The organism is Streptomyces sp. NPDC002643 (genome assembly GCF_053592555.1).
This window is the reverse complement of sequence record NZ_JBSFVY010000017.1, coordinates 160306-172776: the sequence shown is the minus strand read 5'-3', so window position 1 is coordinate 172776 and position 12471 is coordinate 160306. Positions and strand designations below refer to the sequence as shown.

Annotated in this window: 11 protein-coding genes; 1 reads left to right on the top strand and 10 read right to left on the bottom strand. The window is 72.2% G+C overall.

Annotated elements, in window-relative coordinates; genetic code table 11:
- Positions 1-26: 26 nt before the first annotated feature.
- Positions 27-1607 (bottom strand): acyl-CoA mutase large subunit family protein, encoded by a 1581-nt coding sequence (locus ACWD4G_RS25925; protein WP_451297306.1) that lies wholly within the window; start codon positions 1605-1607, stop codon positions 27-29.
- 213 nt (positions 1608-1820) lie between these two features.
- On the opposite strand from ACWD4G_RS25925, the gene ACWD4G_RS25920 reads away from it, so the two are divergent.
- Positions 1821-2747 carry a L,D-transpeptidase family protein gene (locus tag ACWD4G_RS25920; RefSeq protein WP_451297304.1) on the top strand — a complete coding sequence of 309 codons (927 nt, stop codon included), beginning with the start codon at positions 1821-1823 and terminating at the stop codon, positions 2745-2747.
- 367 nt (positions 2748-3114) lie between these two features.
- Here ACWD4G_RS25920 and ACWD4G_RS25915 read toward each other — a convergent pair whose 3' ends face one another.
- The 9 genes from ACWD4G_RS25915 to ACWD4G_RS25875 all read right to left on the bottom strand — a co-directional run bounded on the left by ACWD4G_RS25915 (position 3115) and on the right by ACWD4G_RS25875 (position 12263).
- A complete protein-coding gene (locus tag ACWD4G_RS25915) occupies positions 3115-4314 on the bottom strand; it encodes a hypothetical protein (RefSeq protein ID WP_451297302.1) in 1200 nt (399 codons plus the stop codon).
- Positions 4314-5000, bottom strand: coding sequence for an RNA polymerase sigma factor (locus tag ACWD4G_RS25910; RefSeq protein ID WP_451297300.1), 687 nt, complete (start codon positions 4998-5000; stop codon positions 4314-4316). The genes ACWD4G_RS25915 and ACWD4G_RS25910 overlap by 1 nt, the downstream gene beginning before the upstream one ends.
- A gap of 520 nt (positions 5001-5520) precedes the next feature.
- Positions 5521-6441: a hypothetical protein gene (locus ACWD4G_RS25905; RefSeq protein WP_451297298.1), complete on the bottom strand. Its 921-nt coding sequence runs from the start codon at positions 6439-6441 to the stop codon at positions 5521-5523.
- Complete coding sequence (locus ACWD4G_RS25900; protein ID WP_451297296.1) at positions 6438-7028, bottom strand: RNA polymerase sigma factor; 591 nt, start codon at positions 7026-7028, stop codon at positions 6438-6440. Before ACWD4G_RS25900 ends, ACWD4G_RS25905 begins: the two co-directional genes overlap by 4 nt.
- Positions 7029-7300: 272 nt before the next feature.
- On the bottom strand, positions 7301-7615 hold the full coding sequence (locus tag ACWD4G_RS25895) for a hypothetical protein (RefSeq protein ID WP_451297414.1): 315 nt from the start codon (positions 7613-7615) through the stop codon (positions 7301-7303).
- Between the two features lie 571 nt (positions 7616-8186).
- On the bottom strand, positions 8187-8786 hold the full coding sequence (locus ACWD4G_RS25890; protein WP_451297294.1) for a hypothetical protein: 600 nt from the start codon (positions 8784-8786) through the stop codon (positions 8187-8189).
- Positions 8787-8924: 138 nt separating this feature from the next.
- The gene (locus tag ACWD4G_RS25885) at positions 8925-9485 is read right to left on the bottom strand and encodes a hypothetical protein (RefSeq protein WP_451297292.1); all 561 of its coding nucleotides are present in this window, start codon (positions 9483-9485) and stop codon (positions 8925-8927) included.
- 105 nt (positions 9486-9590) lie between these two features.
- On the bottom strand, positions 9591-10412 hold the full coding sequence (locus tag ACWD4G_RS25880; RefSeq protein ID WP_451297290.1) for a DUF4328 domain-containing protein: 822 nt from the start codon (positions 10410-10412) through the stop codon (positions 9591-9593).
- 252 nt (positions 10413-10664) lie between these two features.
- Complete coding sequence (locus ACWD4G_RS25875; protein ID WP_451297412.1) at positions 10665-12263, bottom strand: beta-N-acetylhexosaminidase; 1599 nt, start codon at positions 12261-12263, stop codon at positions 10665-10667.
- Positions 12264-12471 lie beyond the last annotated feature (208 nt).

Sequence of the window (12471 nt, the reverse complement as noted above, 5' to 3'; positions counted from 1 at the left end):
ATCACCCATACGGTTAACAGCCCAGCTCAGAAGGCATCCGACGGCACATGGGTCCCCCAAACCTCGCGCAGTGCATTGCACACCTCGCCCACCGTCGCGCGGGCGCGCAGCGCCTCCTTCATCGGGTACAGCACGTTGTCCTCGCCCTCGGCCGCCTTCTTCAGCGCGGCCAGGGCCGAGTCAACCGCGGACCGGTCCCGTTCCGTGCGCAGCCTCGCCAGCCGGGCCGCCTGCCGGGCCTCGATCGCGGGGTCCACGCGCAGCGGCTCGTACGGTTCCTCCTCGTCCAGTCGGAAGCGGTTGACGCCGACCACCACCCGCTCGCCGGAGTCCGTCTCCTGGGCGATGCGGTAGGCACTGTGTTCGATCTCGCTCTTCTGGAAGCCGTGCTCGATGGCGGCGACCGCCCCGCCCAGTTCCTCGACCTTGCGCATCAGCTCCAGCGCCGCCGCCTCCACGTCGTCCGTCATCCGCTCGACGGCGTACGAGCCCGCGAAGGGGTCGACCGTCGCCGTCACATCCGTCTCGTGGGCGAGGACCTGCTGCGTACGGAGGGCCAGCCGGGCCGACTTGTCCGTCGGGAGGGCGATCGCCTCGTCGAAGGAGTTGGTGTGCAGGGACTGGGTGCCGCCGAGCACGGCCGCCAGGCCTTGGATCGCGACCCGGACCAGGTTCACCTCGGGCTGCTGGGCCGTCAGCTGGACCCCGGCCGTCTGGGTGTGGAAGCGCAGCATCAGCGACTTGGGGTTCCGCGCCCCGAACTCCTCCCGCATCACCCGCGCCCAGATCCGCCTGGCCGCGCGGAACTTCGCGACCTCCTCCAGCAGCGTCGTACGGGCCACGAAGAAGAAGGACAGCCGGGGGGCGAAGTCGTCGACGTCCATGCCCGCCGCCGCCGCCGTACGGACGTACTCGATGCCGTCCGCGAGGGTGAAGGCGATCTCCTGCGCGGGTGAGGCACCCGCCTCCGCCATGTGGTAGCCGGAGATCGAGATGGTGTTCCATCTGGGGATCTCGGTACGGCAGTACTTGAAGATGTCTGCGACGAGTCGGAGTGAGGGCTTGGGCGGGAAGATGTACGTCCCCCGCGCGATGTACTCCTTCAGGATGTCGTTCTGGATCGTGCCGGTCAGCCGGTCGGCGCTCACCCCCTGTTCCTCCGCGACCAGTTGGTAGAGGAGCAGCAGCAGCGCGGCCGGGGCGTTGATCGTCATCGAGGTCGAGACCTGGTCCAGCGGGATGCCGTCGAACAGCACCCGCATGTCGTCGATCGAGTCGATCGCCACGCCCACCTTGCCGACCTCGCCGTGGGCGAGCGGGGCGTCGGAGTCGTGGCCCATCTGGGTCGGCAGGTCGAAGGCGACCGACAGTCCGGTCGTGCCGTGGGCGATCAGCTGCCGGTAGCGGGCGTTGGACTCCGTCGCCGTGCCGAAGCCGGCGTACTGGCGCATCGTCCAGGGGCGGCCGGTGTACATGGAGGGGTAGACGCCACGGGTGAACGGGTACGCCCCCGGCTCGCCCAGCCGTTCCGCCGGGTCCCAGCCCTCCATGACCTCCGGCCCGTACACCGGCTCGATGGGCAGTCCGGACTCCGACTCACGCGTCATGGTCTCGCCTCCGCGTCGCTTCCTCGCACCGGGATCTCACCGGGGCCTCGCACTGGGACCTCGCTCACCACCATGCCCCCTGGTTCGCGAACGGTCACACCCGGGAAACCTCTCCGGAGTGAGATCGGCGGGAACCGACAACCGGACACCACCGTCGCACCTCGGGGCACGACGCGGTGCGGCGTGAGACGTGTGAGACGACGGGGGGGCCGAATGCGCGCCAAGGACATACGGAGATCGGCGGTCGCGCTCGCGGCACTCGTCGTGGTCGGCGGCTGTACCGGCCAGCCGGTCGATGTACGGACCGGCCAGCGACAGCCCGTACGCGTCGACGCGACGGCCACGCCCACCACCCCCGACGGCGGCGTCCCGAAGCAGGACACCGACGACGGGCTCGGCGGAACGGGCACCGACAAGAGCGACGACGGCCGCACACCGACGGCCCCGCCCACGACGCCCCCCGCCGCACCTCCCGTCCACACCCCCACCCCAACACCCACCCCCACGCCCAAGGTCCTGTGGTCACTCGGCGACGAGGGGCTGGAGGTACGGGAGTTGCAGGCGCGCCTGCGGCAGGTCGCCTGGCTGTACGTCGGGCCCACGGGGACGTACGACGATCTGACCGTACGGGCGGTCAAGGGGTTCCAGGGCAAACGGGGGCTGCCGCAGACCGGCAGGACCGACAGCGAGACCTGGCGGCGACTGGTCAACATGACGCACGAGCCGGGCAAGTGGGACCTGTACGCGTACGGCGGTCAGCCGGCCGCCGCACCGGACCCCCGGTGCATGAGCGGCCGGGTGCTCTGCATCAGCAAGACGAGCCGCACGATGCGCTGGATGGTGAACGGGCAGACCCTGTCGAAGGTCGAGGTCCGCTTCGGCTCGGACTCCACACCCACCCGGGACGGGGTCTTCAGCGTGTACTTCAAGTCCCGCCACCACTGGTCGACCCTCTACGACACCGCCATGCCGTACGCGATGTTCTTCAGCGGCGGCCAGGCCGTCCACTACTCCTCCGACTTCGCGGCCCGGGGCTACTACGGGGCGTCCCACGGCTGCGTCAACGTCCGCGACGAGGCGGCGATCGCGAACCTCTTCGCGCAGGTGCGGAACGGGGACAAGGTCGTCGTCCACTGGTGACGGCGAGAGGAGGGGGTTATGGGGCGCGGGCGGGACCGGGGGAACGTGTCCCGCCCGCGCCAGGTGCACGAGCCGTAGGTACGGGGGGAACCCCGGCTCAGTGCGACGGCCGATGACCAGTCGGCTCACTCATTACTGCGCCCGGACCGCCAAAAGTGTTACCCCTGCCGGAAAGATTTTCCGACGAGGAAGGAAAGTGCAGGTCAGAGGGGGTGGATTGGGGAGCCCTCTCATACGAGGCAGACTGCAGCGCCCCTTCAGGGGCGCGGGGCTGTGTTTGATCTGCGGCTTCCGCCGCGTGGGCGCGACCAGCCACATACGGCCAGCAGCCCGCAACGAACAAGAGCCGGCAGACGAGACCCGGGAATCAGACCGGCTGCGCTCCGCCATTGCTCCGGTGGCCGTTGCCGCCCTTGCCGCTGCCCTTGCCGCTCTTACCCTTGCCGCCCTTGCCGTGACGCTTCCCGTTGTCGTCACCCGCACGGTCGGAGTCGTCATCATCGGGGTCGAGGCCGGAACGGGTCTTGGTACCGGCACCGGACCCCGAGTCGCCGGACCCCTTGCCCCCTCCGGCACCCTTGTCCGACCCGGTGCCGGTGCCCGCACCCGGAGGGTTCGCACCCCCGCCCGACAGAAGGCTGTCGCAGTACTTCTTCAGCCACTCCTCGCCCTTGCCGCCCGCCGCGTCCTCCAGACCACGGCGGCGGTCGGAGTCGAGCCCCTTGCCGTCACGGACATCACGGCAGGAGGAGAAGACCCGGTTCCACCACTCCTGGGAGCGGTCGTCACCCTTGTCCTCATCGGTGTCGTCCTCGGACTTCTCGTCCTCGGTGGCGCCACCCGAGCCCCGGCCCACGCCGGTGTCGCCCTTCGACACACCCCGCGACGACCGGGGCGTCGGCTCGCCCTGCGCCTCCGGCTCGGCATCGTCCTCATCCGTACCGGGCGGGCTCGGCGACACCAGCCGGCGCTCCGGGCTCTCGGCCGCGGGAACGGAGACGGAGGGTTCCGGTTCATCATCGCGGAACGCGCTCAACGCACCCGTTCCGACCACCGCACCGACCCCGCCCAGCATTCCGGCGGTCAGCGCCGCGGCCAGCCCGAAACGCACCGGGCGGCGGCCCCAACGGGCCCGCCGCGCCTCGACCGCCACCCTCCCCAGACGGATGAGTCCGGCATCGGCGACGGCCCCCGAGGCCGCCGTACGACCACCGTGGCCGGGCGCGGCCCCGGGGTCCTCCCCCGTCGCCGTACGAGCGGCCTCACCGTTCGCGGCAGCAGCCGAGCGAACGGCGCGGGCCGAGCGGAAGGCGGCCAACGCGGCTTCCTCGCCCGGGAGTTCGACATCCGACGGAGAGGAGGGAGAGGGCGCAGAGGAGGGAGAGGACAGAGGCGACGCGGACGGCGACGGGGACATCTGAGTCGCTTCGGCGGTCAGTGCGGCGAGCGCCTCGGCGAGCCGGTCGGCCTGGGCGCGGGCATCGGCGTCGACGGCTTCGAGCGGCTCACCACGCAGCAGCCGCTCCGCGGCGTCGCGGCTCAGCCACCTGTACTGCTCGTCGGCCATCACACATCCTTCTGCGTCCGCGAACGCGTATGCGTCACACCCGTGGACGAGGCCGCACGGGTACGCGGTTCTCTCGGCGGGGGTACGGCGTCGAGGGGCCCGCCGGATTCCGGATCGGCCGCCGCGGCCCCCTCCGGATTGTCCCCGATCAGTTCCGCGAGCCGCTTCAGACCCCGGTGCGCCGCCGTACGGACCGCGCCGGCGCGCTTGCCGAGCGTCTCGGCGGCGGTCTTGGCGTCGAGGCCGACCACGACACGCAGCACCACCGCCTCGGCCTGGTCCTGGGGCAGCTGGGCTATGAGCGACAGGGTGTGGTTGGTGGCGAGGGCCTCCATGGCCTCGCTCGCCGTGTCGGACTCGGCCGGCTTCCCGGTCAGCTCGGTCTCGTCGCCGCCGATCGCGGGACGGCGCCCCCGCATCCGTATGTGATCGAGAGCACGGTTACGGGCGATCCTCGCCGCCCAGCCGCGGAACCGGTCGGCGTCCCCCTCGAACCGCTCCAGATCGCGGGCTATCTGCAGCCACGCCTCGGAGGTGACGTCCTCCGCGTCCGGATCGCCGACCAGCGTCCGTACGTACCCGAGCAGCCGTGGGTGCACGGCGCGGTACACAGTCCGGAACGCGGTCTCGTTCCCGTCCTGTGCCGCAAGCACCGCGGCGGTCAGCTCCGCGTCGTCCCCCAGCACCCGTGCGCGCCCCTCTTTGCGCCTAGACCGGCGCCGCTCTCGCGGTCGCCCCTTGCGCCTAAACCGGCGCCGCTCTCGCGGACCGGGTTCGCCCTCTTTGCGCCTGAACCGGCGCCGCTCTCGCGGACCGGGTTCTCGCCGTCGTGGTTCCTCAATTGATGGTTGCGGCCTGAGGACCGCAGTGGTTGCGGTGGTCTTCCGCGTGCCGCGCGATCCGGCGCGAATGGCACGTTACGGCCTGAAACCGTTGCCCGTCCATGTCCGTAGAACATGCAACTAACTCGTGATGCGGGGAGGTGTGACAGAAATCGGGGGTACGGCGCTGTAGGTAGTACGGGCCGCCGCGCGGTCCGTGCCGCGCGACGGCCGGGGCCTCTCCTGTGGGGGGTGGCGGCCCCGGCCGTTGCCATCGGCGGAGTCGGCCGGGTGCCTTGCGAGTACGGGGGTCTTGCGAGCACGCCGGCCTTACTTCTTTCGCCGGCGGTACATCGTTCCCCGACTTCCACCGTGGACGCCGCCTTCACTTCCTGGCCTTCTGCTCGCCCTGGTCGCTCTGGCCCGCCTGGTCGTTCTGGCTGTTCTGGTCGCTCTGACCGCTCTGCTTCTCCGGTTCCGCGGTCCCGGCCGTCCCGCCGTTTCCGTCCGGCCGCCGCGCCTTGTCCTGTGGGGCCTCGGTGGCCTCGCTGGGCTGCTCCGGCTTCTCCGGGGTCTCCGTAGCGGCCTCGCCCGGCGTCTTCGTACGGTCCTGGCCGCTCTCCCCGTCGCAGGACGTGCCGTTCTTCCGCTCCTCGTTCTTCTTCTGGGTGTCCTCGGTCCTGTCGGCGCGGCAGTCCGCCTCGGGGTCCGGATTCCGCCCCGGGCGGTCGCCCGGACGTCCCCGCGCGCCCCGGTCCTCCGTGGTGCCGGGCCCGTAGGGGTCGCCGTCCGAGGAGCCCGTACGCCCGTCCCGCTCCCCCCGGTCGTAGCCGTAGCCGTGTCCGCCCCCGTCGTCGTGGTGGGACGCCGTGCCGATCGCGGCGAAGGCGGCTCCGCCGAGGGTGAGGCTGGACAGGGCCACGGCCAGGGTGGTGCGGAAGGAGAGCTGGACGCGGCGGCGGGGGTTGGGGCGCCAGTCGTCGCGGCGCCGGGTGCGTGCGGAGCGTACGCCCTGTTCCCGGGCCGTCCGGAAGGCGGCGAGGGCGCGGGCCTCGCCCTCGCCGCCGGCCTCGGGACGGCCCCGTACGGCGTTGGCGAGGAGGGCGTCGACGGTCTGGGAGCCGAGGAGGGGGGCGGCGGAGGTGGGGGTGCTCGTGGTCCGGGGGGCGTTCCCGGCCCCTGTGTCGTGTCGCTCACCCATGTCCGACTCCGTCTCCGCCCCCGAAGGCGGTGTGTCGCGCCCTTCGCCGTCGCCGAGCCGCCCGCTGCCACCGTGGCCGGGGCGGCTGCCGTCGCTGCCGTTCATCCCGACTCCCCCAGCGTCCGGGAGCCGTCATCCGTCACACCCTCGATGCGCAGGAGCTGGGCCAGCCGCTTCAGGCCCCGGTGGGTGGCGGTACGGACGGCGCCGGGGCGTTTGCCGAGGACACGGGCGGCGGCGGGGCCGTCCAGACCGACGACGACCCGGAGCAGTACGGCCTCGGCCTGGTCGCGCGGCAGCCGGGCGATCAGGGCGAGGGCCTGCTGGGTGGAGAGGGTTTCGAGGGCCTGGTCGTGGGTGCTGTGGGTGCCGGGGAGGTCCAGCAGGTCGTTCTCCAGCGCGGTGCCCCGGGGTCTGACCCGTTGGCGGCGCAGATGGTCCAGGGCGCGGTGCCGGGCGATCGTCGCGGTCCAGCCCCGGAAGCCGGCCCCGTCGCCCTTGAACCGGCCGAGGTCACGCGCGATCTCCAGCCAGGCGTCCGAGGCGACATCCTCCGCGTCGTCCCCGACGATGCCGCGCAGATAACCCAGCAGCCCCGGCTGCACCAGCCGGTAGGCCACCGCGAACGCCGCCTCGTCCCCGGTCTGGGCCCGCGCGACCGCCTCGCCCAGTTCCCCGTCGTACGCCTGCACTCGGCGAGGTTCCCCTCCCTGGCCCCTGAGCGGTTCCGGCCGCGACCGGTACCGCTGTCCGGGACCCGTACCCGGCGGGTCAGGGTCCCCATGGCCATCTGCGTCGGGCCGCGCGGAAGTGTCACAGCCACCGGCCGCGCCACCGCCGCCGATCCCGACTCCGGATGCCGCCGCCGCGCCCACGCCGACCCCGGCTCCCGGTACCACGGCCGCACCGACGCCCTCGCCGGGCCCGGACCCGTGTTCCGCCGCCGTACGCTCCGCCGTGCCCCTCACGTCCCGGACGTCATCGCGTCCCGGCACAGCAGCCGGAGCGAGCCGTCGCCCTCGAAGCAGCGGCGGGCCTCGTCGAAGGGGTCCCAGAAGCGGCCGTCCCGGGTGCGAACCCAGTGGCCGCCGCCCGACTCCACCCACTCACCCCCGGCGCACCTCACGACGACCTCCCCGGCGTACGCCCCGAAGCCCCGCAGCACCCCCTCGACGGCGGCGTACGGGGTGCCTTCGCCGCGTATCTCCTCGATCACGCGGTCGACCCGCCACAGACTTCGCGCCGAGTAGTCGAGGCGTACCCGCGCCCCCTCCCGCATCGTCGTGACGGCGTCCGCGGCCCACCGCACGGGCTTCGGCACGCTTCGAACGGTGCGTGGAAAGGTGACGGAACCGAATGTCTGCTGTGCGCTCACACTGGGGAAAGCGCGCGGCCCGCGCCGGATGTCACACGAATGCGGCGCGTGCGCCACACCGGTGCAGGACCACCACACCCCGCCCCAGGACACCCACAGGACCCGCTCAGAAACGAGGTTTACGCCTGGGGCGCCACCGCGAGGTATACCCACGCGAGGCTCACGCCGGGCGCCGCGCGGGGTGTCGGGCGAGGCTCGCGCCGGGCGCCGACGAGACGCACGCCGAGCCGCCCCGAGGCTCGCGCCAACCGTCGGGCGCCGCCGGGCGCCACCCCGAGGTCTACCCCGCACGAAGCTCGCGCCGAGTGCCGCGCCAGGTGTCACGCGAGGCTCGCGCCGCACGTCGAGGCTCGCGCCGAGCGCCGCCCCGAGGTCCACTCCGCGCGTCGGGCGAGTTCGCGCCGCGCGTCGGGCGCCGCCCGAGGTTCGCGCCGCGCCCGGCGCGACTGCGGGGGCACCCCAGGCCCGGCCCCGCCTACCTCCGCCGAGCCCGGCGCGACACGACCGCGCGCAGGACCCGTCGTCCCTCCGTGGACACGTCGAGTGCCTGGCGGACACCGGCGGTGCCATGGGCCGCGAGGAGTTCGAGGATGATCATCTGGCGTCGCAGTTCGGAGCCGACGAGGTGGCCGACGCCCTCGGTGCCGCCCTCGCGGCAGGCCGCCACGGAGTCGAGGGTCCCCCTGTCCAGGGGGTCCAGCAGCTGATGGATGCGCAGGGCGGCGACGGAACTCGTCTCGGCCCACGCACGGAGCACATCGGCGGACCACTCCTGGGGAATCCCGCCGAGGATGCGCCGGGCGAGCGCCACGACGTCGTCGTCGGCCTCCTCGGCAACGGAGGAAGGGGCCGTGGCACCGGAAGCGGCGGCGGCAGCCGAAGCGGCGGCCTCCAGCTCACCCCGTGCCTTCGTCACCCGCTCCCCCCACTCACCCCCCTCCACCAGTCCGGCCCACAGGGGGCGCAGGGTCTCGTCGTCGCCTCCGAGAAGCGGTACACAGCGGTCCAAACAAGCCAACCCGGTTGCCGCCAGGCCACGCTCGTCGGCCTGGGCGATCAGTTTCACCAGGCTCATCACGCCCTCCCTCGATCTCGCCGAGGCCCCACTCGACCCCCCTCGATCCCGCTCGTATCCCCACCGAACCCGCCCCACCGAGCCCGCAGCTATACGGAGCCCACACTTCCCCTTACCGTGTGCGACGGTCCGGGGGTGTCACAGAGGCATGACCCCGAGCCGGTCGAGCAGTCGGAAGAGGATGTTTTCAGCCAACGGGTCCGCCGGTCCAGGTTCCGAGGTCAGCACGTCGACGAGTGAGCGTTCGACGACGGTCCGGCCCGCCTCGGCCGCCCAGGCGACGGCCCGCTCGGCGGCGTCATGTGGTTGCAGAAAGTAGTCGTCGACGGAGCGACCCTCACCGCCGTCACCGTCACCGTCACCGTCGCCGTCGCCGTCGCCGTCGCCGAGACAGCGGGCCATGGCGCGACGGGCCAGACAGGTCGTCCACGCCCCGCTCTCCGGCCCGGCGGCCTCGACGACCACGCACTCGCTGCCCATGACGAAGCCGAACAGCGCGGGCGCCCCGGTCTCCAGGGCGAGCGTGTTCATGTTCCCGACGTCACCGGCGTCCTCGTCCATGCCCGTCGGGTAGACCCAGAGCTGCCATCCGTCGGCCGCGTGCCGCCAGAACCGCAGATCCTCGGCCCCGGCCAGCGTGCGCAGTTCGGCGAGGGGTCGCTCGCTGCGGCCGACGACGTAGTACCCCCAGAACCCCATGCCGGGAATACACCACAGCCGTACGGGAGTTCGCGCCCGGAATGCCGCCATCCGCACGGTTGCGCGGAGGCGGTCCGGGTGGGTGGCGCGACGCCAGGGCGGGCGTCAGACGGCGGCGGGCTCCGGCGCACGCGGGCCGCTGCGGGCCTTGTCGTCCTGCATCCGGGTGAGCGTCAGGATGAAGAGGACGGCGAGCACGGCGCTCGGGATCTCGACGGCATCGGCGAACAGGACCTGCTCGGTGGCCGAGTGGATCTCCTCGGGCGTCTCGGCGGCGCGGTAGGCCCGCCAGCTGACCTGGCTCGCGACCCCGCTGATCAGCCACATCGTCCACCAGGCGTTGACGAGCGCATGCGAACGGGGCCTGCCCCAGGGGCCGCTGGCGTCCCAGCTGTCGAGGGCGATCCGGCGCGGGAACCACAGGTTCACCACCGGCACGAACCAGCCACCGATCGCCCAGCCCCGCTTCTTCCGGTGCCCGAACGGTTCGAAAACCTCGGCGTTGACCCGCACCCGGTGGAACCAGATCAGGAAGACGACCGCCGAGGCGAGGTAGGTGACGAACTGGGCGATTCCGGTCATCCCGTAGATCTGGTCGGCCCGGTCGGCGTCCTCCTCCAGGGCCACCCCGTACTCGCCGTCCACGATCCTGCCCAGGACGTCGAGCATGTTCAGGTCCGCCCACACGGCGGCCAGGTCGGTGAGGGCGACCACCCCGATCAGGATCGCCGCGGCCCGTCCGAGCCCCACCGGCGACTGCAGCCAGGCCCCCTTGGCGGCCGGGACGCCGGCCGTGAACGGCGGAGCCTGCGGCAGCCCGCCCGCCGGGCCCGGACGGGTGCCCGGATGCGCGTCCGCCGCCTCGCAGGCCCGGCACAGCACACCGTCGGGCGCCGCTTCGAAGCGGGCACAGCGCAGACAGGTCATGGATGAAGCCCCCCGTGTAGGTCGCGTAGTTCGCGTAGATCACATACGTCGCGAGTGAGCCGAACGGGGTCCTCCCCAGACCTTCACGCTCGGCGATCAGAACATGCGGAACATACGGTTCGGACACCTCACCCGTCCACCCGTTTGCCCGCGCATCGGAGAAGCCGTTCCCCTGCGCCGGAGAAGCCGCTCTCCTGCGTCGGAGAAGCCGTCCCCGGTCCCGGAGAAGCCGCGTCCCCGACGCCGGGGAAATCAGCTCACCTCGCCCGCCAGCGTCCGGAACTCCGCCCAGGTCATCCCCGGCTTCCGCGCGTCCCACAGCTTCTGGGAGAGCGCCCGCAGCGGCATCCGCACCCCGGCCGCCACCTGCGCCTCGGTCTGCCGGTCGGCGAGGTCGCACCAGACGGCGAAGACACCACCGAGGATCTGATCGTCGTACTGCGCGGGCACGGCGGCGGTCTTGCGCAGCACCCTCGGCGTCCACTGCTCGTAGATGCGCTGCCCGGTCGGATAGAAGAACTGGTTGGGCTCGCCGAGGACGTAGTACAGGAACTCGTCGTTGTAGTTCACGACCTGCCGCCCGGCGCTCAGATACTCCACCGGCTGCCGGGCCCCGATCTCCTTGCCGGTCCAGTAGGCGACCTGGATCTCCTTCGCCGCCTGCACCGACCCGCCCCGGAAGAACCCGTCGTTCCAGGCCCGTACGGTCCGGTCATGGCCGAGCATGACCTTCGCCCGGTCGTTCAGCCAGCCGGTGGCGAGGTCGGCGACGGTCGCCCCGGCGCCGTACTTCTGCCGCGCGGCGGTGGCCAGCTGCGGATACGACGCCTCGGGGTTCGACACCATCAGCGCCCGGTACTCGTCGCCCCCGAGATGCCAGTTCCGCCCCCGGAACAGATCCGCGTACTCATCGAGCAACTCGTCGACGACCTCGGCGGCCTCCGGCTTCGAGATGTCGACGGCACCCCGCGCGGCCACCCCGGAGGCGTTCACCAGCTGCAACTCCGGGTTCCCGGCGATCACGGCCCCCAGATGCCCCGGCGAGTCGATCTCCGGCACGACCTCGATGTGCCGGCTCTCGGCGAGAGCCAGGATGTCCTTCACCTGGGCCTTGGTCAGATGCTGCTGGGACACCACCTCGGGATGGGTGCTGGACTCGATCCGGAAGCCCTGGTCGTCGGAGAAGTGCAGCCCGAGCTGGTTGTACTTGAGGTCGCCCAGCTCACGGATGCGGTCCTCGATCCAGTCGGCCGTGAAGTGCTTGCGGGCGATGTCGAGCATGAACCCGCGCTGCGGCTTGGCCGGCTCGTCCCGTACGACGCCCTCCGGCGCCGTCCGGCCGCCGCGCACCTCCTGCTTCAGGGTGCGGGTCCCGTAGAAGACCCCCGCCTCGGCGGGCGCGGCGATCCGCACCCGGCCGCCCTTCACGGTCATCGTGTACGCCTCCGAGCCGGACGTCCCCGACCCGCTGAGCACCAGCTCCACGTCCCCGTCCCGGGGCGCCGCCTTCCCCGCGTACGACAGCCCCAGCTCATCGGCGGTCAGCCGCCCCTCGTCGGCCAGCGCATCGCCGTTGACGACGACCCGGGCCCCCTTGGACGGTTTCCAGCCGGGCCCGCGCGCGGCCTCGTGCTCGCGCACGGCCGGAATGGTGCGCGGGGCCTTCGACAGCGGATACGAGCGCGTGGGCGACGGAGAGGGCGAGGGCTGCGCCTCGGCCGCCGCGCCCACGGACGACCGCGCCCGGGAGGGCTCCGACCCGCTGGGCACACCCGTCTCCCCGCCGGGCCACACGGTCGCGGCCACCGCGACCGCACCACCCGCCACGGCGACACCCGCGCCGAGGAGCAACCCTTTCGAGGTGATCGCCGTCTTCCCATCAGGGGCCCGGCGCCGACCACGGCTCACGACATGCCCCCGGTCACCGTCCGCCACATCTCGCACCCTTCCTCACACCCGATACGCCCGATGTTCCGAAGCGGCCCCCGCGCCTCCCCGAAACGTTCCTCTCGAACCTACGACGTCCCCGCACCCCATCAGTCCACCACAGGTTCCGAAA